26 protein-coding genes are annotated in these 20,348 nt (G+C 67.7%); 11 read left to right on the top strand and 15 right to left on the bottom strand.

The features are described 5' to 3' along the window. Positions 1-121: 121 nt before the first annotated feature. Entirely contained in the window at positions 122-571 is a 450-nt protein-coding gene (locus ACSFBM_RS08710; RefSeq protein WP_435484002.1) for a CHRD domain-containing protein, read from the bottom strand. Positions 572-700: 129 nt separating this feature from the next. Here ACSFBM_RS08710 and ACSFBM_RS08715 point away from each other — a divergent pair, with 129 nt between their 5' ends. After that, entirely contained in the window at positions 701-1,252 is a 552-nt protein-coding gene (locus ACSFBM_RS08715) for a DUF924 family protein (RefSeq protein WP_435484003.1), read from the top strand. 6 nt (positions 1,253-1,258) lie between these two features. On the opposite strand, the gene ACSFBM_RS08720 is transcribed toward ACSFBM_RS08715, so the two are convergent. After that, positions 1,259-2,185 (bottom strand): YihY/virulence factor BrkB family protein, encoded by a 927-nt coding sequence (locus ACSFBM_RS08720; protein ID WP_435484004.1) that lies wholly within the window; start codon positions 2,183-2,185, stop codon positions 1,259-1,261. 85 nt (positions 2,186-2,270) lie between these two features. On the opposite strand from ACSFBM_RS08720, the gene ACSFBM_RS08725 reads away from it, so the two are divergent. The 4 genes from ACSFBM_RS08725 to ACSFBM_RS08740 are packed head-to-tail and all read left to right on the top strand — an operon-like array spanning position 2,271 to position 5,031. Beyond that, entirely contained in the window at positions 2,271-2,876 is a 606-nt protein-coding gene (locus ACSFBM_RS08725) for a chromate transporter (protein ID WP_435438637.1), read from the top strand. Between the two features lie 58 nt (positions 2,877-2,934). Next, positions 2,935-3,534: a chromate transporter gene (locus ACSFBM_RS08730; RefSeq protein ID WP_435438636.1), complete on the top strand. Its 600-nt coding sequence runs from the start codon at positions 2,935-2,937 to the stop codon at positions 3,532-3,534. 38 nt (positions 3,535-3,572) lie between these two features. Continuing rightward, complete coding sequence (locus ACSFBM_RS08735; RefSeq protein WP_435484005.1) at positions 3,573-4,541, top strand: aldo/keto reductase; 969 nt, start codon at positions 3,573-3,575, stop codon at positions 4,539-4,541. 13 nt (positions 4,542-4,554) lie between these two features. Beyond that, positions 4,555-5,031: a DUF3237 domain-containing protein gene (locus ACSFBM_RS08740; protein ID WP_435438634.1), complete on the top strand. Its 477-nt coding sequence runs from the start codon at positions 4,555-4,557 to the stop codon at positions 5,029-5,031. A 4-nt stretch (positions 5,032-5,035) separates the two neighbouring features. Here ACSFBM_RS08740 and ACSFBM_RS08745 read toward each other — a convergent pair whose 3' ends face one another. After that, on the bottom strand, positions 5,036-5,557 hold the full coding sequence (locus ACSFBM_RS08745) for a GNAT family N-acetyltransferase (RefSeq protein ID WP_435484006.1): 522 nt from the start codon (positions 5,555-5,557) through the stop codon (positions 5,036-5,038). A gap of 69 nt (positions 5,558-5,626) precedes the next feature. Between ACSFBM_RS08745 and ACSFBM_RS08750 the strand changes: the two genes are divergently transcribed. From ACSFBM_RS08750 to ACSFBM_RS08760, 3 genes are all read left to right on the top strand, one after another. Continuing rightward, positions 5,627-6,217, top strand: a complete 591-nt coding sequence (locus ACSFBM_RS08750; protein WP_435484007.1) for a helix-turn-helix domain-containing protein — start codon at positions 5,627-5,629, stop codon at positions 6,215-6,217. Positions 6,218-6,310: 93 nt separating this feature from the next. Next, complete coding sequence (locus tag ACSFBM_RS08755) at positions 6,311-6,481, top strand: hypothetical protein (protein ID WP_177206563.1); 171 nt, start codon at positions 6,311-6,313, stop codon at positions 6,479-6,481. Between the two features lie 92 nt (positions 6,482-6,573). Further along, the gene (locus ACSFBM_RS08760; protein WP_435484008.1) at positions 6,574-7,782 is read left to right on the top strand and encodes an NAD(P)/FAD-dependent oxidoreductase; all 1,209 of its coding nucleotides are present in this window, start codon (positions 6,574-6,576) and stop codon (positions 7,780-7,782) included. Positions 7,783-7,791: 9 nt separating this feature from the next. On the opposite strand, the gene rlmB is transcribed toward ACSFBM_RS08760, so the two are convergent. The 4 genes from rlmB to ACSFBM_RS08780 all read right to left on the bottom strand — a co-directional run bounded on the left by rlmB (position 7,792) and on the right by ACSFBM_RS08780 (position 10,897). After that, positions 7,792-8,538 carry a 23S rRNA (guanosine(2251)-2'-O)-methyltransferase RlmB gene (gene rlmB / locus ACSFBM_RS08765; protein ID WP_435438630.1) on the bottom strand — a complete coding sequence of 249 codons (747 nt, stop codon included), beginning with the start codon at positions 8,536-8,538 and terminating at the stop codon, positions 7,792-7,794. Between the two features lie 117 nt (positions 8,539-8,655). After that, positions 8,656-9,636 (bottom strand): hypothetical protein, encoded by a 981-nt coding sequence (locus ACSFBM_RS08770; protein ID WP_435484009.1) that lies wholly within the window; start codon positions 9,634-9,636, stop codon positions 8,656-8,658. Between the two features lie 4 nt (positions 9,637-9,640). Further along, positions 9,641-10,135: a hypothetical protein gene (locus tag ACSFBM_RS08775; RefSeq protein WP_435484010.1), complete on the bottom strand. Its 495-nt coding sequence runs from the start codon at positions 10,133-10,135 to the stop codon at positions 9,641-9,643. Between the two features lie 51 nt (positions 10,136-10,186). Next, the gene (locus tag ACSFBM_RS08780) at positions 10,187-10,897 is read right to left on the bottom strand and encodes an ABC transporter ATP-binding protein (RefSeq protein ID WP_435438627.1); all 711 of its coding nucleotides are present in this window, start codon (positions 10,895-10,897) and stop codon (positions 10,187-10,189) included. A gap of 36 nt (positions 10,898-10,933) precedes the next feature. On the opposite strand from ACSFBM_RS08780, the gene ACSFBM_RS08785 reads away from it, so the two are divergent. Next, positions 10,934-11,569: an arylesterase gene (locus ACSFBM_RS08785; RefSeq protein WP_435484011.1), complete on the top strand. Its 636-nt coding sequence runs from the start codon at positions 10,934-10,936 to the stop codon at positions 11,567-11,569. A 77-nt stretch (positions 11,570-11,646) separates the two neighbouring features. Here the strand turns inward: ACSFBM_RS08785 and ACSFBM_RS08790 are convergent, their stop codons facing one another. Continuing rightward, complete coding sequence (locus ACSFBM_RS08790) at positions 11,647-11,850, bottom strand: hypothetical protein (RefSeq protein WP_435438625.1); 204 nt, start codon at positions 11,848-11,850, stop codon at positions 11,647-11,649. Positions 11,851-11,964: 114 nt separating this feature from the next. Next, positions 11,965-13,158 (bottom strand): PLP-dependent transferase, encoded by a 1,194-nt coding sequence (locus tag ACSFBM_RS08795; protein WP_435484012.1) that lies wholly within the window; start codon positions 13,156-13,158, stop codon positions 11,965-11,967. Between the two features lie 176 nt (positions 13,159-13,334). On the opposite strand from ACSFBM_RS08795, the gene ACSFBM_RS08800 reads away from it, so the two are divergent. Both ACSFBM_RS08800 and ACSFBM_RS08805 read left to right on the top strand, forming a co-directional pair. Further along, complete coding sequence (locus ACSFBM_RS08800; RefSeq protein ID WP_435484013.1) at positions 13,335-14,183, top strand: helix-turn-helix domain-containing protein; 849 nt, start codon at positions 13,335-13,337, stop codon at positions 14,181-14,183. Between the two features lie 88 nt (positions 14,184-14,271). Further along, a complete protein-coding gene (locus ACSFBM_RS08805) occupies positions 14,272-14,724 on the top strand; it encodes a VOC family protein (RefSeq protein ID WP_435484014.1) in 453 nt (150 codons plus the stop codon). Between the two features lie 15 nt (positions 14,725-14,739). Here ACSFBM_RS08805 and ACSFBM_RS08810 read toward each other — a convergent pair whose 3' ends face one another. From ACSFBM_RS08810 to hflK, 6 genes are read right to left on the bottom strand one after another with little or no spacing between them, the layout of a single operon-like run. Further along, entirely contained in the window at positions 14,740-15,264 is a 525-nt protein-coding gene (locus ACSFBM_RS08810) for a phosphoribosyltransferase (protein WP_435484015.1), read from the bottom strand. 14 nt (positions 15,265-15,278) lie between these two features. Then, complete coding sequence (locus ACSFBM_RS08815) at positions 15,279-16,610, bottom strand: adenylosuccinate synthase (protein WP_435438620.1); 1,332 nt, start codon at positions 16,608-16,610, stop codon at positions 15,279-15,281. Between the two features lie 23 nt (positions 16,611-16,633). After that, entirely contained in the window at positions 16,634-17,794 is a 1,161-nt protein-coding gene (locus tag ACSFBM_RS08820) for an ATP phosphoribosyltransferase regulatory subunit (RefSeq protein ID WP_435484016.1), read from the bottom strand. A 44-nt stretch (positions 17,795-17,838) separates the two neighbouring features. Then, a complete protein-coding gene (locus ACSFBM_RS08825) occupies positions 17,839-18,027 on the bottom strand; it encodes a DUF2065 domain-containing protein (protein WP_093237567.1) in 189 nt (62 codons plus the stop codon). Positions 18,028-18,040: 13 nt separating this feature from the next. Continuing rightward, complete coding sequence (gene hflC, locus ACSFBM_RS08830; RefSeq protein ID WP_435484017.1) at positions 18,041-18,940, bottom strand: protease modulator HflC; 900 nt, start codon at positions 18,938-18,940, stop codon at positions 18,041-18,043. Positions 18,941-18,957: 17 nt separating this feature from the next. Continuing rightward, positions 18,958-20,322 carry an FtsH protease activity modulator HflK gene (gene hflK / locus ACSFBM_RS08835; RefSeq protein WP_435484018.1) on the bottom strand — a complete coding sequence of 455 codons (1,365 nt, stop codon included), beginning with the start codon at positions 20,320-20,322 and terminating at the stop codon, positions 18,958-18,960. Positions 20,323-20,348 lie beyond the last annotated feature (26 nt).

Raw genomic sequence — 20,348 nt, forward strand, 5'->3', positions numbered from 1 at the left:
GAGGGGGCGGGAGGCGGCACGGGATTTTTTCTTCGAAGGTGTCGTCATGCATTTATTTGACACCAGCCGTGCGACGCCAACCTGACCAGGGGCTTCATCAACACGAGCCCCTGGCGCGGGATCACATCTTCGGCAGCAGCTGCCCGCGAATCTCGCCGCCCGGGTTGGCCGCCGTGTGCACGTTCGCGTACCACTTGCCCGAGACCAGGTCGGCAGCCTGCGCCGGCGTGAGCGTGGCCTGGCCTTCGATCGGGCTGGCCGGGTTGGCAAAGGGCAGCACCACGCCGGCGTTGGCACCGGCGGCCGCAGGGCCGTGGAAGTGCGCCATGGTGGCGGGTCCGCTCAGGCCGGTGTAGGTGATCTTGTACTTGAGCACGTTGGTGTCGCGGTCGAGCCAGGCTTCGGCCATGCCGCTGCCGCGCGTCATGTTCGGAGGCACTTCGCTGGCCGCGTTCATCGCGCCGCTGAAGCTCGCGGTGTTCGACTTCGACATCATTCCGCAGCCGACCAGCGCGGCACTGGCCACCCCGGTGATGAGGGCTGCACGCAAAAAGGTGCCATATTTGGTCATGAGCTTGATCTCCTGAGTTGTGGAAGCGTCCACAGCATAGGCAGCACGGCCTGGCTTGTCTTGTCGGCCATCGTCCCGACTTGGGCGGGCTCATGCGGCCCGGCACAAGGGCTGAAAGACAATTCGCCCATGACTTCCTCCCCCCTTCCGACCGCTCGCGACGTGGTCGATTTCTGGCGCCAGGCCGGCCCCGAGCGCTGGTTCGCCAAGAACGCCGCGCTCGACACCGAATTCATTTCCCGATTCACCCAGGCGCACCAGGCCGCCGCCCGCGGCGAGCTCGATGCATGGCTGGCCGACGCCGAAGGCACCCTTGCACTGCTGGTGCTGCTCGACCAGTTTCCGCGCAATGCCTGGCGCAACAACCCGCACATGCTGGCCACCGACGGCAAGGCGCTCGCGGTGGCGAGGAAGGCGATCGACGCAGGCTTCGACCGGCAGCTGGAGCCCCCGCTTCGGCCCTTCTTCTACCTGCCCTTCATGCACTCGGAAGTGCTGGCGGAGCAGGAGCGTTCGGTGCAGCTCAATGCAGCGCTGGACGCCAACACGCAGCGTTTCGCGGTGCTGCACCGCGACATCGTGGCGCGCTTCGGGCGCTTTCCGCACCGCAACAAGCTGCTGGGCCGCGAAACCACCGCAGAGGAACAGCAGTTCCTGGACAGCGGCGGCTTCGCCGGTTGAGCGGCCTCAGGCGCCGGGGCGGGCCGGCAGCGGCGCGTCGCGCGTGGGCGAGGGATTGAGCTCGCCCACGCCCTTCAGGTTCTTCATGGAGCCGTAGGTGCGCGCATAGACCCAGGTGAACTCCGCGCCCAGCAAAAAAATCTGCGCCGAGTAGTACACCCACACCAGCACCACCACCAGCGAGCCCGCCGCACCGTAGCCCGATGCCACGCTGCTCTTGCCGATATACAGCCCGATGAGGTGCTTACCCACGGTGAAGAGCAACGCCGTCACCGCCGCGCCCACCCACACGTCGCGCCATTGCACCCGGGCGCGCGGCATGATCTTGTAGATCATTGCGAAGATCACGGTCACCATCGCGAAGCTGAAGACGAAGTTCACCACCTGCGCCGTGGTCTCCCAGGCGCCGAACATCGGCGAAAACCACTTGCCCAGCGCCGCGAGCGCGGCGCTCGCCACCAGCGACACCATGAGCAGGAAGCCGATGCCCATGATCATGCTGAAGGACAGCAGCCGCACGCGCAGCATGTTGAACAGCCCTCCGCTCTTGGCACGCGCCGGCGCGCGCCAGATGCGGTCGAGCGCGTCCTGCAGTTCGCCGAACACCGTGGTCGCGCCCACCACCAGCAGGCCGATGCCGATCACCGTGGCGACGATGCCCTCGGTCGGCTTGTTCACCGCCTGCAGCATGCCTTGCACCGCCGCGGCGCCTTGCGCGCCCATCAGCCCCGAGAGCTGCGCAAAGATCTCGCCCCGCGCCGCCTCCTGTCCGAACACCAGCCCCGCCACGGCAATCACGATCAGCAGCAGCGGCGCGATGGAAAACACCGTGTAGTACGCCAGCGCGGCGCCCATGCTCGGGGCGTAGTCGTTCGACCACGAATTGAAGGCTCGCTTGCAGAGGTCCAAGAGTGCGCGCAGTTGCATGATCATGAGTAAGTGTCCGCCGGGCGGCGTCCGGCATCCTGTCAGTGCGATGCCCGGCGTGTTGAAAGCCTGCCAACGATAATCGCTCCACATGCATCCGTCTCCCCCAGCCTCCGGCACGGCGGCACCGCCCGCCGAACCGGCCGTCGCCCATCCGCAGTCGCCGCGCGACCTGTTCGTTTCGTTCACCTGGCTGGCGCTGCAGGGCTTCGGCGGGGTGCTGGCCATCGTGCAGCGCGAGATGGTCGAGAAGAAGAAATGGCTCACACCCGAGCAGTTCCTCGAAGACTGGGCCGTGGCCCAGGTGATGCCCGGCCCCAACGTGATCAACCTTGCCCTGATGATCGGCGACCGCTACTTCGGCCTGCGCGGTGCGCTGGCCGCCGTGGCGGGCATGCTGACCATTCCGCTGGTCGTGATCCTCGCGCTGGCGGTGCTCTATGCCCACTACGCCGGCAACCCGCAGGTCGCTGCGGCGCTGCGCGGCATGGGCGCGGTGTCGGGCGGGCTGATTGCCGCCACCGGCATCAAGCTGGTGCCGCAACTGCGCAAGCACCCGCTGGGCTTTGCCACCTGCCTCGCGTTCATGACATTGGTGTTCCTGGCCATCGCGGTGTTCAAGATTCCACTGGGCTGGGTGCTGCTGGTGGTGGGCGGGGTGGCTTGCGTGTGGACCTGGAAGAGGATCGGCCCATGAGCGCGCGACGGGCCGCCCCCAGCAAGCTCGCGCCGCAGCCGAAGGCGGAGGTTTTGCAATGACCATCGCAATGCACTGGCACGACTGGCTGGCGCTCTTCGGGCAGTACATGCTGCTGTCGCTGCTGTCGATCAGCGGCGCCATCACCACGGTGCCCGACATGCACCGCTACCTCGTGGCCCAGCACGGCTGGCTGACCGACGCGCAGTTCAGCTCGTCGGTGGCCATCGCGCAGGCCGCGCCCGGGCCCAACGTGCTGTTCGTGGCGCTGATGGGCTGGAACGTGGGGCTCAATGCGGGCGGCGGCATCGGCGCCGGGCCAGGCGCCTGGGTGCTCGGCTTCTTCGGCCTGATGGTCACCATGGTCGGCATCATGCTGCCCAGCACCACCCTCACCTACTTCGCCACACGCTGGGGACACCGCAACCGCACCCGGCGCGAAGTGCGCGCCTTCAAGCAGGGCATGGCCCCCGTGGTCGTGGGCCTGCTGGTCGCCACCGGCTGGGTGCTGTCCGCGGGTAACCATGCTGGCAATGCGCCTGCCTGGCACCTGTGGGCGCTCAGCGGCGTGGCTGCGCTTATCGTCTGGCGCACACGCATCCACCTGCTCTGGCTGCTCGGCGCCGGTGCGGTGCTGGGCGCCGTGGGCTTCGTCTGACCCTTCAACCTTTTTCCCTTCTTCAGGAACACTTCGACATGTCGCAACTTCGCCCGCTCGGCCGCTCCGGTCTCCTGGTTTCCCCGCTCGCCTTCGGCGGCAACGTGTTCGGCTGGACCGTCGACGAGGCAGCCTCGTTCAAGCTGCTCGACGCCTGGGTGGACGCGGGCTTCAACTTCGTCGATACCGCCGACGTGTATTCGAGCTGGGTGCCGGGCCACACGGGCGGCGAATCGGAAACCATCATCGGCAAGTGGCTCAAGCAGAGCGGCAAGCGCAACCGCGTGGTGCTGGCCACCAAGGTCGGCAAGCCGATGGGCGAAGGCAAGGTGGGCCTGTCGCCCGCGTACATCCGCGAAGCCGTCGAAGCCTCGCTGCGGCGCCTGCAGACGGACCACATCGACCTGTACCAGTCGCACGACGACGACGCCAACACGCCGCTCGAAGACTCGCTGGGCGCCTTCGACGAATTGATCAAGGAAGGCAAGGTGCGCGCCATCGGCGCGTCGAACTACACCGCGCCGCGGCTCGAAGAGGCACTGGACGTGTCCGAGCGCCTGGGCATCGCCCGCTACGAGAGCTTGCAGCCGCTGTACAACCTGTACGACCGCGCGGTGTTCGAAGACGCACTGGAGCCGCTGTGCGTGAAGCGCGAAGTGGGCGTGATCAACTTCTACGCGCTGGCTGCCGGCTTCCTCACCGGCAAGTACCGCACCGAGGCCGATGCCGCCAAGAGCGCGCGCGGCGCGAACACAACCAGGAAATACCTCAACGAGCGCGGCCTGCGCATCCTCGACGCGCTGGACAAGGTGGCCCAGCAGTACAACGCCAAGCCGGGCCAGGTCGCCATCGCATGGCAGATCGCGCGCCCGGGCGTGACGGCGCCCATTGCCAGCGCGACCTCGATCGCGCAGCTCGAAGAGCTGGTGGTGGCCACGCAGCTGAAGCTGGACGCCGGCACCATCGAGATGCTCGACCGCGCCAGCGCCGAGACCGCCGCCGCCTGACGGTGCCCCGGCAATGAGCGTCTTCGATTCCATCGCCGCGCCCGCGCTCGAGCACTTCGCCGACCTGCGCGTCGAGGTGGGCGTGCCGCAGGTGCTGGGCAACAGCCCGCGCGGACTGCGCCGCATCGTGCCGATCACGGGCGGCGAGGCCGTCGGCCACGGGTGGCGGGCGCGCGTGCTGCCCGGCGGCAGCGACTTCCAGCTGATCGTGAGCGACACGCTCTCGGAGCTCGACGCGCGCTACGGCCTGGAGACGGATGCGGGCGACCTCGTCTACGTACAGAACCACGCGGTGCGCGCGGCGTCGCCGGAGGTCATGGGCAAGCTGCTGCGCGGCGAGCCCGTGGACGCGTCGCAGGTCTACTTTCGCTGCAGCCCGCGCTTCGAGACCGCCTCGCCTTCGCTGAAGTGGATCAACGAACGCATGTTCGTGGGTGCGGGTGCGCGCCACCCCGCCGAGGTGGTGATGCGCTTCTACGCGCTGGTGTAGCCGTTCAACCGTCGACCGGGTTCAGCGGCGTCGCCAGGATGCGCTGGTAGAACGCCACGTCCAGCCAGCGGCCGAACTTGAAACCGGCCTGGCGCACCGTGCCCGAGTGCTCGAAACCCAGGCGCTCGTGCAGCGCAATGCTGCCGGCGTTGGCCGCGTCGATGGCGCCGACCATCACATGCACGTCGCGCGCGATCGCCTCGGCAACGATGGCCTCCATCAGCGTGCGGCCCAGGCCCTCACCACGGTGGGCGCTATCGACGTACACCGAGTGCTCCACCGTGTACTTGTAGGCGGGAAAGGCGCGGAACGCGCTGTAGCTCGCGAAGCCCAGCAGCTTGCCGTCGTCGTCCACGGCACCGATCACCGGAAAGCCGCCGGCGCGCTTGGCGGCGAACCACGCGACCATGTTCTCGCTCGTGCGCGGCTTGTAGTCGTACAGCGCGGTGGAGGTGACGATGGCGTCGTTCAGGATGGCAAGAATCGCCGCGGCGTGCGCTTCTTCGGTGCAGGGGATGAGACGCATGGGAGTCCTCGGTGGAAGTTTCGCTGGGGTCACTGGAGACCGTTCAATATAGGAGAATAATAATCTCATATGAGAAACGATTCATCCCCCATCGAAGCACCCGGCGAGAACATCGACGCGCTCATCGCCACCCGCCTGCTGGCGCTGCGGCAGGCGCAAGCGCTGAGCCTCGCTGAGCTGGCCGAGCGTTCGGGCGTGAGCAAGGCGATGATTTCGAAGGTGGAGCGCGCGCAAAGCAGCCCCACGGCCGTGCTGCTGGGCCGGCTGGCCGCCGGGCTGGGCGTGCCGCTGGCGCACCTGCTGACGGCAGACAAGGCGCAACCGCAGCGATTGCGCAAGCGCGCCGCGCAAGATGTGTGGCGCGACCCCGAGGCCGGCTACCTGCGCAGGCAGGTCGCCGAGCGCCAGGCAGGCAGCGGCGTCGAGCTGGTCGAGGTCGAGCTGCCGCGCTCGGCGCAGGTTGGCTATCCGCGCTGGAGCGGCAAGCCGTACCGGCAATGCCTGTGGATGCTCGAAGGCGCACTGCGCGTGGACTATGGCGACGATCGTTTCGAACTCGCCCCCGGCGATTGCCTGGACTTCGGCGTCGATCGGCCGCTGGTGTTCAAGGCGCTCGGCCGCAGCGGCTGCCGCTACCTGCTGGTGGCCAGCCCGGAGTAGGCAGGCTCCCACATGCACAGGCGGCACACGCCGGTGCGGGGCGCGGCCCGGGTCGGGATACTGCATGGCATCTCAGCTTCTGGAGGAACGACCATGTCTTTCGCGCTCTACATGATCGGTTTCGTGATTTTCCTGGGGGGCCTCATCTGGGGCGCCTCCGTGGCCGGCGTGCCCACGCTCTACATCGGCATCGGTGCGGTGATCCTGCTCGGCATCGGCATCTTCAGTGCGGTCGGCCGCACGCGCGGCAAGGACCCGTCCTGAGTTCACACAGGCTTCACGCCGCGCGCACAGGCGGCAGCTAACTTCGATGGCGCACTGCAGGAACGCAGTGCGCATCGAAACCGTTGGCTGCCATGCACACCTCTTCCGGTCTTTTCTCCCCTCTCGCTTGCTCTTCCGGTGCACCCGAGCCGGCCTTTTCACCTGTGGCCGGCCACGGCATAGGCAACCTCAAGGTCGACCTGCTTGTCGTGGGCGCGAGCTTTGCGGGCCTCGCGTGCGCGCGGGCCGCGGCCCTGGCCGGGCTCAGCGTGATGGTGCTGGAGAAGAAGACCAGCGCAGGCGCCAAGCTGCACACCACCGGCATCATCGTCAAGGACGCCGTGGACAGCGTGCCCTGGCTGGCGGAAGTGCCGCCCGCGCTCGTGCGCCGCATCGACGGCGTGCGGCTTTACGCGCCCGACATGCGCCATGTCGACCTGCACGCGCCCGGCTACTGGTTCTGGGCCACCGACGCACCCTGCCTGCTCGACTGGATGGTCGATTCGGCGCGGGCCTGCGGTGTGGACGTGCGCCTGGGCACGCTGTTCGAGCAGGCGCTGTGGATCGACGGCCGCTGGGAGGTGCCGGTGACGCAAGGCCCCTGCATCACGGCCACCTACCTGGTGGGCGCCGACGGGCCGCATTCACGCGTGGCCAAGGCACTGGGCCTGTCGCGCAACAAGCACTTCCTGTACGGCGTCGAGCACGAGTACCAGGGCGCCCGCATGGCGCCCGACCTGCTGCATTGCTTCGTCGACCGGAAACTTGCACCGGGCTACATCGGCTGGGCGCTGGACGGCGTGGGTGTCAGCCAGATCGGCCTGGCACGGCGCATGGGGCGCCACGCGGCGGGCGACGCCAGCGCGCTGAAGCTCGACCCGCTGCTGCGCAAGATCGCCTCGGTGGTCTCGCCCGGCGAGGCCCCGCCCGTCGCGGTGCGCGCCGGAATGATCCCCTGCGGCGGCGTGCTGCCGATGGTTGCGCGTGAACGGGCGTTGCTGGTGGGCGATGCGGCCGGCATGGTGTCGCCGGTGACGGCGGGCGGCATCCACACCGCGCTGCAGCACGGCGAAGGCGCGGGCAAGGCGGTGGCGCGCTTCGTGCGCGGCGAGGTCGGCGACCCCGCCACGTGGTTCGTGCGCGGCTACCCGGGCTTTAGGCTCAAGCGCACGCTGCGCTGGGCCTTCGACCACTTCCAGAGCGACTGGCTGTTCAACCGCCTGCTGGGCACGCCGCAGATGCGGCGCATGGCGGAACTCGTCTACTTCCACCGCAAGGGTGCACCGCTGCCCAGGCGCTGAAGCGGGCGATCAGGCGCCGCGCTGGCGCATCGCCTCGTAGAGGCACACGCCGCTGGCCACCGAGACGTTCAGGCTCTCGACCGCGCCGGCCATCGGAATGCTCACCAGCTCGTCGCAGGTCTTGCGCGTGAGCTGGCGCATGCCCTCGCCTTCGGCGCCCAGCACCAGCGCCAGCGGCCGCTTGAAGTCGCTCTGGTAGATGGTGCCCGGTGCATCGTCGCTGGTGCCCACGCACCAGATGTTGCGTTCCTTGAGCTCGTTGAGCGTGCGTGCGAGGTTGGTGACCATGAAGTAAGGCACGGTCTCGGCGGCGCCGCTCGCCACCTTGGCCACGGTGGCGTTGATGCCGGCCGCATGGTCCTTGGGCGCGATGACCGCATGGGCACCGGAACCGTCTGCCACGCGCAGGCAGGCGCCGAGGTTGTGCGGGTCGGTCACGCCGTCGAGCACCAGCAGCAAGGGCACGGTGCCGGCCGCTTCGAGGCCTTCGAGCAGTTCGTCGAGCGAATGGATCTGCGCGACGGGCTCCACGCGCGCCACCACGCCCTGGTGGCCATGGCTGCCGCTGAGCTTGGACAGCCGAAGGCCGTCGGCCTCGACCAGCCGCACGCCGGCGTCCTGCGCACGCGCAATGAACTGTTTCATGCGCGCATCGCGCCGGCTGGTGTCGAACATCACTTCGAGCACCGACTTGGGCGCGGTCTTGATGCGCACGCCCACGGCATGGAAGCCGAAGATCACTTTGGGAGAAGACATATACCCCTGATTATCCCTACCCCCAGGCTTGCCCACTCCGTGTGGCCTCCTACCCCCTGGAATGGGGCGACACCTGCGGCCCGGCGAAGCCGGTTCCGCGGTGTTGCTCGAGTGAGCTCAGGCGATCGGCAGGCCGCTCAGCGCCCGGGTGCGCTCGTCGTGCAGTTCCTGCACCGCCCGCGCGCTCGGATGCACGTTCTCGAGCTTGCCCACGCTCTCCAGGTACTGGCAGGCGGCATGGCCTTCAGCGGCCTTCTCGTAGCGCGCGATCCAGGCGTCGCGCTCGGCCAGACGGTCGGGCGACACCGGCCACACGCCCTGGCGCGGCCGCACGTGCTCGTCGATGCCGATGCGCCAGGGCTTGGCGCTCAGGCGGGCGCGAAAGCAGTTCTGGTTGCGGCACATGCGCGCGTAGACCTTGTCGACACCCAGCGCATGGAAGCAGTCGGCCACGGCGATGTCCGCGGCATTGAACACATCGTGCATGGCCAGCAGGCGAAAGCCCGCGGGCGTGCGGTAGACGCGCAGGTGCCAGTCGGGGTGCTGGTGCATGAAGCGCCCGATGCGCTCGGCCGCCAGCTTCTCGGGCGTGGGGTTGCCGCTGGGCTCGCCGCGCTTCTTGCGCTTCCCGATGACCCAGGCCACGGCGAAGACCACGAAGAATGCGATCAGCCCGCCCAGCCAGGTCTTGGCGGCCCAGCCACCGACCACACCGGCCATGAGCGCCGGCACCAGCGCAAAGAGAAACAGGCTGCCGCGCAACGGCTGCTCGAAGTCGATGTCGACGAACATCACGTCGGGCGTGTTGAGGCAGCGTGCGCCGTAGGTGTTGCGCGTGACGACGGTGTCGCCCTGGCGCTCGACGATCTCTTCGCGGATCGGCACGCCGTCGGCGCCGTTGTAGGCCCGCTTGCGCTCGCGGCGGTCCAGCTTTTCGCCCCTGGCGATGCGTTCGAATGCCTCGCGCGTGCGCTGGTCCGCGTGGGCCTGTGCGGCCAGCGGACTGTCGTCGGACCAGCCATGGCGGCGCACGGTGATCTGCTTGCCGTCGACACGCTCCTGGATGCGGCCTTCGGCCCAATGCTGCGGAACGATCATCGCCTCAGAGCTCTCCGCCGAAATACAGCCACGCCATGAGCGCCGCCAGCACGAGGATCACCACCGGCAGCCACTTGTAGCCGCTGCCCTGCACTCGCCCCGGCTCGTCGATCGGCCGACGGGGCATGGCCGTCGGCATCGGGCCGAAGCCGCCGGCCGCCGGGTCGTCGTGACTGTCGACCAGCCGCTTGGACGCGGCCAGGCCCAGGCCGGTGGCTTCGCGCGTGAGGCGGACGGCCTCGATCTTGTTGCCCTGCGCCAAGGCCTTGAGCGCGGAAGACGGCATCGACGCGAAGCCGCGGTCCTGCCTGGCGACGTCGGGGGCGCTGCGCCCGCAGGCGGTTTCTTCGTCTCCCGCTTCCATGCGTGCGGCGTAGCGTTCGACCGCTTCCTTGGCCGACCTGAGGTCCATGCCCGTGCGGTCGCGCACGATCTTGATGGCCTGGATCAGCCTTCCGCTCTGCAGTGCCTCGACGGCGTCGGGGGGAAGTTCTTCCATGCGGTCTCCTCGAATGTGCTTTGCTATTTATTTAATAGCTTATAGCGCTTGTCAGACGGGCGCTACGGCAGCTTTTTCATTAATGGCGACGCGCCCGGCCTCGATGGTGATGCGGCGTTCGCAGCGGGCCGCGATGCCCCGGTCGTGCGTGACCAGCACGAGCGTGGTGCCGAGCTCGCGGTTCAGGTCGAACATCAGCCGCATGACCTGCTCGCCGGTGGCGAAGTCGAGGCTGCCGGTGGGTTCGTCGGCCAGCAGCAGCGCCGGCTGCACCACGAAGGCGCGAGCCAGTGCCACGCGCTGCTGCTCGCCGCCGGAGAGCACCTTCGGATAGTGGCCCAGCCGCTGGCCGAGGCCGACCCGGCCCAGCATCTCGGTGGCGGCCTTGCGCGCATCCTTGCGGTTGGCCAGCTCCAGGGGGAGCATCACGTTTTCCAGCGCACTCAGGTTGCCGAGCAGCTGGAAGCTCTGGAACACGAAGCCCACGCGCTGGGCGCGCACCGCGGCACGCTCGTCCTCGTCGATGGCGAAGATGTCCTCGCCGGCTATGCGCACCGTCCCACGCGTGGGCGTGTCCAGGCCGGCGATGATCGACAGCAAGGTGCTCTTGCCGGAGCCCGAGGCACCGACGATGGCGGCGGTTTCCCTCGCCCCGAGGGTGAAATCGATGTCCTGCAGAATGTCCAGCGTACCGGTCGAGTCGGTGACGGACTTGAAGACATGCTCGACGGCAACAATGGCATCAGACGGGGGTTGGGACATGGAAAGGCTTTGGTTTTGAATCGACGTGACTTTATCTTGACCACCGCCGCGCTCGGCAACGCGGGGCTATGGACGACTGCGGCGCAGGCCCAGGTTTCGACGGCGGCAGGCAAGCCGGTGATCCTGGTGCTGGGCGATTCGCTCAGCGCAGAGTACGGCCTGAAGCGCGGCGAAGGCTGGGTACCCTTGCTGGAGAAAAGGCTTGCGCAGCAGAAGGTTGCGGCGACCGTGGTCAACGCCAGCATCAGCGGCGATACGAGTTCGGGCGGGCGCGCGCGTTTTCCTTCGCTGCTCGCGCAGCACAAGCCCAGCCATGTGGTGGTCGAGCTCGGCGCCAACGACGCCTTGCGCGGCCTGCCGCTGTCGGACACGGAAAGCAACCTGCTGCAGATCGCCAAGGCCGCGCAGGCCGCGGGGGCGAAGGTGCTGATCGTCGGCATCCAGGTGCCGCCCAACTACGGCGGCGACTACACGCGGCGCTTCGAGGCGGTGTTCTCCAAGGTGGCGAGCGCAACGAAGTCGGCGCTCGTGCCCTTCCTGCTCAAGGGCGTGGCCGATGCGCCCGATGCGATGTCGCTGTTCCAGGCTGACCGCATCCACCCCACGGCGGCGGCGCAGCCGCAGTTGCTGGACAACGTGTGGCCAGAGCTGCGCAAGCTGCTGCCGAAATAAGAAACCGCCGCACCAAATAAAAAACCGCCGCAGGCACAGGCCGGCGGCGGCTTCTCGATCGGTACGCCAGGAACGGATCAACCGTTCTTGGTGGGCAACTCGGGCACCGTGGGTGCATCGCGTTCGAGCGAGGCCACATCGGTTTCCGGGTCTCCGGGGGCCAGACCGTCGCTGCTCGGTGAGAGTTTGCGATTCGCCTTTTCCCGGAGCTTTTCTTCCTTCTTTTTTCTCTTGGCCAGTTCTTTCTGGCGCTTCTCGTAGCCGTAATTGGGTGTTGCCACTGCTTCTCCTTGGGCGAGGCAGTCAGGGTGACTGCGCGTGGCCTACTGTAAGCGATAACGGTGCAGTCCCGAGACGGTACCCAAGGCGGGCCTCAAGGAGGCGGAAGCGATCTTTTACATCCTGGCCAGCGCCTGCTGCAGATCGGCGCGCAGATCCTCCACGTCCTCCAGTCCGACCGAGAAGCGAACCAGCGTGCCCTTGTGGGGCCAACGCGCCACGCTCGCGTCGCGCATCAGGCCGATGTCGTAGGGCACCACGAGGCTGATCGGGCCGCCCCACGAGTAGCCGAGGCGGAACAGCCGCAGGCTGTCGCAGAAGCGGTCGACCTGCTCGGTGCTGTAGCGCTCGTCGAACACCACCGAGAACAGGCCGGCGGCCAGGTCGGTCTCGCCGCACAGCGCGCGCCAGTGGACATGGCCCGGCGAGTCCTCGAGCGCCGGGTGCAGCACCTGCGCAATTTCCTCGCAGCCGTTGAGCCAGCCGGCCAGTTCGCGCGCAGCGCGGTCGTGCGCCGCGTAGCGCAGCGAGATGCTGGGCAGCGAGCGCAGCAGCGTCTCGACGTCGCCCACGCCGATGCCGAAGCCCATGCGCATGTGCGTGAGCTTGAGCGCGCGGTGCAGGCGTTCGTCGCGCGTGATCACGCTGCCCATCAGCACATCGCCGCCGCCGCTCGGGTACTTGGTGAGCGCGTGCACCGAGATGTCGACGCCCTGCCCCGTGCCGTTGAAATCGAAGGGCGCGAAGGCCAGGCCGGCGCCCCAGGTGTTGTCGAGCGCGGTCATGACGCCGCGCGCGCGGCAGACGTTCACCAGCGCGGGCAGGTCGGGGAATTCCATCGTCACCGAACCCGCCGCTTCGACCCACACCAGCCGCGTGCGGTGCGACAGCTTGGCCGCGAGGTCGGCCGGGTTCATCGCGTCGTACATGCGGTGCGTGATGCCGAAGTTGGCCAGCTCGCCGGTGGCCAGCGCCTTGTTGGGGCCGTAGGCGTTGTCGGGAATGAGCACTTCGTCGCCGGTCTTCAGGAACGCGAAGGCCACCAGCGTGATGGCGGCCAGCCCGCTGGGCACGAGCAGGCACTCGGTGCCGCCTTCGAGCGTGGCCAGGCGCTCTTCGAGCGTGAAGGTGGTGGGCGTGCCGTGCAGGCCGTAGGTGTAGCCGGCCTTGGTCTTCCAGTCGCGCGCACGCATGGCGGCCACATCGGCGAAGAACACGGTCGATGCCTTGAACACGCCGGGCTGCGGCGCGGCGAAGGTGGCGGGCGGGGTATAGGGGTGGTGGATCAGGGTCGTGGAGGGCTTGCTCATGCGGCAATGCTAGCGTCCCTGGAGAGCACCCACTCGGCCTTCAAGTCGAACAGGTCTTGCGGGTCGCGAGCTTCAACGGCATCGACAACGAGGCGATGTGAAGGGCGGGCTTGTCGCGGTTGCGCCGCACAATGTGCCATCGGGCGACGGCACGCCCCTCAGGAGAAGCCTTCGGCATGCAGCTGACGCGTCCCCCTCTTCCCCACCTGCGGCCCTTCGTGCGGCTGCTGTGGGCCTCGGCACCCGACGGTGCGCCCTCGCGGCGGCCGGGTGCGCGCGAGCATGTGCTGCCGACCGGCGGCATGCACCTCGTGTTCCGGCTCGGCGGGCCGCCGCTGCGCCTGTTTCGCGACGACGCCGATGCGCACGGCTTCACAGTGGGCCACGCGATGGTGGGCGGAACGCGCTGCGCATTCTTCGTGCGCGATGTGTCGCTCGAGACGCGCTCGGTCGGCGTCATGCTGCAGCCAGGCGCGGCCCGGGCGCTGCTCGGCGCGCCGGAAGATGCGCTGGCCGATGCCCATACGCCGCTCGACGCGCTCTGGGGCGCGGACGCAGGCTTCGCGCTGGAGCAACTGCACGGCGCAGGCGCTCCCGCGCGGCAACTCGCGATCGTCGAAGCCCTGCTGACGGCACGCCTTGCCGCCCGCGCGATGCATGGCCTGCACCCCGCGGTGGCGCACGCCCTGTCCAGCCTGTCGAGCGCCGGCGCCCATGGCGACGCCGCGCAAGCCGGCGCCATCGGCGCGCTGGTGAAGCACAGTGGCTACAGCCACCGGCGCTTCATCGCCCTCTTTCGCGGCATGACAGGCCTGGCGCCCAAGCAGTACGCACGCATGCTGCGCTTCGACCGCGTGCTCGCGCTGTCCGCCATGAACCCCGCCCTGCCCTGGGTCGACCTCGCGCTGCAGGCCGGCTACAGCGACCAGGCGCACTTCAGCCGCGACTTCCTGGCGATTGCCGGCATGTCGCCCCAGGCCTACCGGCGCGCGGCGCCGAGAGCCTCGCGGCATGTGCGCATCTGAAGCGCGTGCGAACAGGTCAAATTTGTCCAAGACCTGAAGAACGGCAGAAGCCAGAATCGCGCCTATCGCAACCCCAGCGGACAAGACCATGGCCATCCACGAACTGTTTCCGTACCTCTGCGTCCACGACGCCGGCGCAGCCATCGACTTCTATTGCAAGGTGTTCGAAGTGAAGGAGATCTTCCGCCTGACCGAGCCCAGTGGGCGCATCGGTCATGCGGAACTGGACTTCCACAACGGGGCGATCCTGATGCTCTCGGACGAGTTTGCCGAGTTCAACATCCACAGCGCGAGGACGCTGGGCGGAACGCCCGTCTCGCTGCACCTGCACGTCGACGACGCGGACGCAGTGGTAGCACGCGCCGTCGCGGCTGGCGCCACGCTTGACATGGCGCCGCAGGACCAGTTCTACGGGGAACGCTCCGGCGTCTTTCGCGACCCCTTCGGCCATCGCTGGAACGTGGGGCACAGCATCGAGAAGCTGACGCCGCAAGAGATGCAGCGGCGCTACACCGCGATGATGCTCAACCCCGCCGGATGACCCGGCGGGCGCGCATCAGACGGACCACTTCTCGATGAGCTTCTCGGCGCCCATGGCGTCGTAGCCTTCGAAGGGCTGGTGGATCCACGGGTTGGTGGCCAGGAATTCCACCTGGTAGTCGGGCGTGAAGGTCGACAGCGCCTTGGTCCAGATCACGGCGCTGCGCAGCTCGGTGATCGGCGGGTAGTTGTTGCGCAGCATGTCCATCACGGCGTGCAGCGTGTGGCCCGAATCGGCCAGATCGTCGACCAGCAGCACCCGGCCCGCGATCTCGCCCTTGGGCGTGGTGATGAAGCGGGCGATGTCGAGGTGGCCCTGCACCGTGCCGGCGTCGGCGCGGTACGAGCTTGTCGACATGATGGCCAGCGGCTTGTCGAAGATGCGCGAGAGCACGTCGCCGGGGCGCATGCCGCCGCGCGCCAGGCACAGGATGGTGTCGAACTGCCAGTCCGACTGGTGCACCTTGATCGCGAGCTTCTCGATCAGGTTGTGGTACTCGTCGTAGCTGACGTAGAGATGCTTGCCGTCTTCGGTCAACATGGGTTTTTTCCTCTTCAGTCGGCCAGATAGGGGTGACGCATCATGATCGTGTGATCGCGGTCGGGGCTGGTCGACACCATGTGGATCGGCACGCCGGTGACCTGTTCGATGCGCTGCAGGTACAGGCGCGCGTTGACCGGCAGCTTGTCGTACTGCGTGACGCCCACCGTGCTCTCGGTCCAGCCCTCGAGGGTCTCGTAGATCGGCGTACAGCGCTCGATCTCGTCCGCGCCCATGGGCAGGATGTCGGTGATTTCGCCGTCGAGTTCGTAGCCGGTGCACAGCTCGAGCTTTTCGAGGCCGTCCAACACGTCGAGCTTGGTGATGCACAGGCCCGACAGGCCGTTGACCTGCGCCGAGCGCTTGAGCAGCGCGGCGTCGAACCAGCCGCAACGGCGGCTGCGGCCCGTGGTCACGCCCTTCTCGGCACCGATGGTGCTCATGTGGTAGCCGGGGGTGCCGGGCGTGGCCCAGTCGAGCTCCGTGGGGAACGGACCGCCGCCCACGCGCGTGCAGTAGGCCTTGGTGATGCCCAGGATGTAGTGCAGCATGCCCGGGCCCACGCCCGAACCTGCGGCGGCATTGCCGGCCACGCAGTTGCTGGAGGTGACGTACGGGTAGGTGCCGTGATCGACGTCGAGCAGCGTGCCCTGGGCGCCTTCGAACAGCAGGTTGGCGCCGTTCCTGTGCGCGTCGTTCAGTTCGCGCGAGACGTCCGCCATCATGGGCTTGAGCAGCTCGGCGTGCCGCATCGCTTCGTTGAAGACTTCATCGAAATCGATGGCCGGCGCACTCAGCACCTGCGTCAGCACGTGGTTGTGCAGGTCGAGCAGCACGCGCAGCTTGGCCGCGAAGCGGTCCGGGTGCTTCAGGTCCTGCACGCGCAGCGCGCGGCGCGCGATCTTGTCTTCGTAGGCCGGGCCGATGCCGCGGCCGGTGGTGCCGATCTTCTCGATGCCGCCCTTTTCGCGGTAGGCCTCGCGCGCGATGTCCAGCGCGGCGTGGAACGGCAGGATCAGCGGGCAGGCCTCGCTGATGCGCAGGCGCGAACGCACTTCGACGCCGGCCTTCTCCAGGCCTTCGATTTCCTCGAACAGCTTGGCCGCGGACAACACCACGCCGTTGCCGATGTAGCACTTGACGCCGGGGCGCATGATGCCGCTGGGGATCAGGTGCAACGCGGTTTTCACACCGTTGATGACCAGCGTGTGGCCCGCGTTGTGGCCGCCCTGGAAACGGACCACGCCCTGGGCGCTTTCCGTCAGCCAGTCGACCAGCTTGCCTTTGCCTTCGTCGCCCCATTGGGTACCGACGACGACCACGTTTCTTCCGGTGGTTACGCTCATGCTCGTTCCATTACTTCAAAAATTCAGATCGCTCGGACACTCCACTGACCGGCGTGCTCGACGAGCTCGCGGTCGCAGTGGAATTCATCGATTTCGCTGCCATGGCCCGGCAGCACGCAGACTACCGTTTCGCCGGCCTTGCGCAATTGGGCAATGGCCTGATGCAGCCCCGCCGCGTCGCTCCAGGGCGCGCGGATGGCGGCGCGCAGCGGGCGAGCCGGCAGCACGCTGACCAGTTCGCGCACGTCCAGGCTGAAGCCGACGGCCGGCCGGTTGCGGCCGAACACGGCACCCACTTCGTCGTAGCGGCCGCCGCGCACCAGGGAGTCGACCGCGCCGGGCACGTAGATGCCGAAGCGCATGCCGCTGTAGTACGCGTAGCCGCGCAGGTCGGCCAGGTCGAAACTGATCCGGCGGCCGGCCGCGCCCTCGAGCCCGGCGGCAAGATGCTTCAGGTCGGCCAGGGCGGCGGCCACGGCCGGCGTGCCCTTCAGGGCCTTGGCAGCCTCGTCGAGCACCGACGCATCGCCGTACAACTGGACCAGGGCGCGCAGCCCGTCGCGGGACGAGGCGGGGAAATCCTTGGTGAGCGCATGGAGCTCGCTCGCGTCCTTGGCGGCCAGCGCCGCGTGCACGCGGGCCAGGACAGCAGCATCGACCGGCACCTCCGCGAACAGGGCACGCACGATGCGGGCATCGGCCAGGTCGACGATCACGCCCTCGTCCAGGCCCGCAGCCTGGAGGCAGTCGAGCGCCAGCAGCAGGGTTTCGGTGTCGGCCTCGAGGCCGGCATGTCCGTAGATTTCGGCACCGAACTGCAGTGGCTCGCGGGTGGCGTGGGGCCGGTCGGGCCGGGTGTGGAGCACCGGGCCGCAGTAGCACAGGCGGGTCACGCCGTCGCGGTTCAGCAGATGGGCATCGATGCGCGCCACCTGGGGGGTGGTGTCGGCGCGAAGGCCCATGCTGCGGCCGGAGAGCTGATCGACAAGCTTGAAGGTTTGAAGGTCGAGCGCCTCGCCGGTGCCCGAAAGCAGCGACTCGAGGTGCTCGAGCAGCGGCGGCATCACCAGCTCGTAGCCATAGCCACGGGCGGTATCGAGCAGCTGGCGTCGAAGTTCTTCGATGTGGCGCGCCTCGGAAGGCAGCACATCGGCAATGTGATCCGGGAGGACCCAGGCGGACATGGGGATCGGGGGCGTGGTTAAACCGGGATTCTACCGGGACCGCGCTACCCCAGGACCCAGAGCAGTGCCAAACCCAGCAGGATGCTGCAAAGTCCAAAGAAACGAAGCTGGCCGTCGCGCAGCTGCATGAGCTGCCCGAAGCCGCGCCGCCACCCACCTGGAGAAACGAAGGGCAAGATGCCCTCGATCACCAGGACGAGCGCGAGAGCGCTCCAGAAGGTGTCGGCGCTCACGGCTCCAAACGAATCAGCGGCGAGGGGCGCTGGTGGCCGATCCCGATCCCTGCATGGCCCGGAAGAAGTCCGACGATGGATCGAGCACCATCACGTCGCTCTTCTTGTTGAAGCTCTGCTTGTAGGCCTCGAGGCTGCGGTAGAACTGGGCGAACTGCGGGTCGCGGCCAAAGGCCTCGGCATACGAGGAAGCAGCCTGGGCGTCGCCCTCGCCCTTGACCTTCTGCGCGTCGCGGTAAGCATTCGCAACGATCACTTCGCGCTGACGGTCGGCGTCGGCGCGAATCTTTTCGCCTTCGGCCGTACCGGTCGAACGCAGTTCGTTGGCCACCCGCTTGCGCTCGGCCTCCATGCGCCGGTAGACCGATTCGGTGATCGCTTCCACATAGTCGACGCGCGTGATACGCACGTCAACCACGTCCACGCCCCAGGGCTTGGCACCCTTCACCACCGCCAGCACTTCGCGCTGCACGTCGGCCATCAGGGCCTCGCGGCGCACCGAGATCAGGTCACGCACGGTGCGCTTGTTGATGTTTTCCTGAAACGCATTGCGCACCACGCGGTTGAGCTGCATGGCACCGGCGTTCTCGTCGAGACCGACGTTGCGGATGTAGGCCTGCGGGTCGCTGATGCGCCAGCGCACGTACCAGTCGATCACCACGCGCTGCTTCTCGGCCGTGAGCATGGGCTCGGTGTCGAGGCTGGAGAGCGTCAGCAGGCGCTTGTCGATGTACGACACGTTCTGGAACGGCGGCGGCAACTTGAAGTTGAGGCCGGGCTCGGTGATGACCTGCTTGATCTGCCCGAGGGCGTACACCACGCCGAACTGGCGCTGGTCGACCACGAAGAGGGTCGAGCTCAGCAGCACGAGCAAGACGAGGATCGACGAGGCGATGAATCCGATTCTGTTCATGTTCTTCTAGGCCTTTTTCAACGCACGTCGCGGTCGCGCGAGCGGCCGTCGCGGGCGCGCACGTCGCCCGTCGCAGGCGCCACCGGGATCACCGAGGACTGGGCCGGCGCGGTGCCGGCAACGTTCGGGCTGGCCGCATCGACCGGCGTGGCCGCTGCGTTGTTGCCGCCCGCCTGCATGAGCTTGTCGAGCGGCAGGTACAGCAGGTTGGAACCCTGCTTGCTGTCGACCAGCACCTTGGTCGTGCTGGCGTAGATCTGCTGCATGGCATCGGTGTACATGCGGTCGCGGGTGACCTGCGGTGCCTTCTGGTACTCGGCCAGCACGGCACTGAAGCGGCCGGCATCACCTTGCGCCTGCGCCACGATACGCGCCTTGTAGGCTTCCGATTCTTCCTTCAGGCGCGAAGACGTACCGGTGGCCAGCGGCACCACGTTGTTGGCGTAGGCCTGCGCTTCGTTCTTGGCACGCTCGCGCTCCTGGCCGGCCTTGAGCACGTCGTCGAACGCGGCCTGCACCTGCTCGGGCGGACGCACGCCACCCTGCTGGAGGTTGATGCCCACCACCTCGACACCGACCTTGTAGCGGTCGAGGATGGTCTGCATCAGCGTGCGAACGCGCGGTGCGATCTGGTCCCGCTCTTCGGCGAGCGCGGCGTCCATCTTCATCTTGCCAACCACTTCGCGCACGGCGGTTTCGGCCACCTGAACGACGGTTTCGGCCGGCGCCTTGCTCTCGTAGAGCCAGGCGCGCGCATCGCTCAGGCGGTACTGCACGGCGAACTTGATTTCGACGATGTTCTCGTCCTCGGTCAGCATGGCCGACTCGCGCAGGCCGGTGGAGCGCACGATGGCATCGCGGCCCACGTCGGTGGAACGGATCTGCGTGGTTACCACCAGCTCGTGGCGTTGGATGGGGTACGGCAGGCGCCAGTTGAAGCCCGCGTTCACCGTCGACTTGTAGCGCCCGAACTGGGTCACCACGGCCTGCTGGCCTTCGTTCACGATGAAGAAGCCCGTGCCGAGCCAGATCAGGACCGCCACCGCAGCCACGAGGCCGAGGCCGAATCCTGCGTTTTTCATGTCGGGTTTGAAACCGTTGCCGCCACCGCTGCTGCTGCCGCCGTTGGGACGGTTGCCGCCACCCTTGCCGCCGAAGAAACCTCCAAGCTTGCGATTGAGATCGCGCCAGAGTTCATCGAGGTCGGGCGGGCCCTGATTGGGGCCTTGGCCACGCGGACGGTTGTCGTTGTTGTTGCCCGAAGGCGGGGGTGTGGGTGCGCCCGGAGGATTGGAATCGGGGGGACGGTTGCCAGCCGGACGATCGCCGTTGGAGGACGGCTCATCGCCGCGCCCCCATCGGCCATCGTTCAGATTGAACATGCCCAGAAACCCTCTCCACGCTGGCT

The organism is Variovorax pasteuri (assembly GCF_051216435.1).
GTDB lineage: Bacteria > Pseudomonadota > Gammaproteobacteria > Burkholderiales > Burkholderiaceae_C > Variovorax.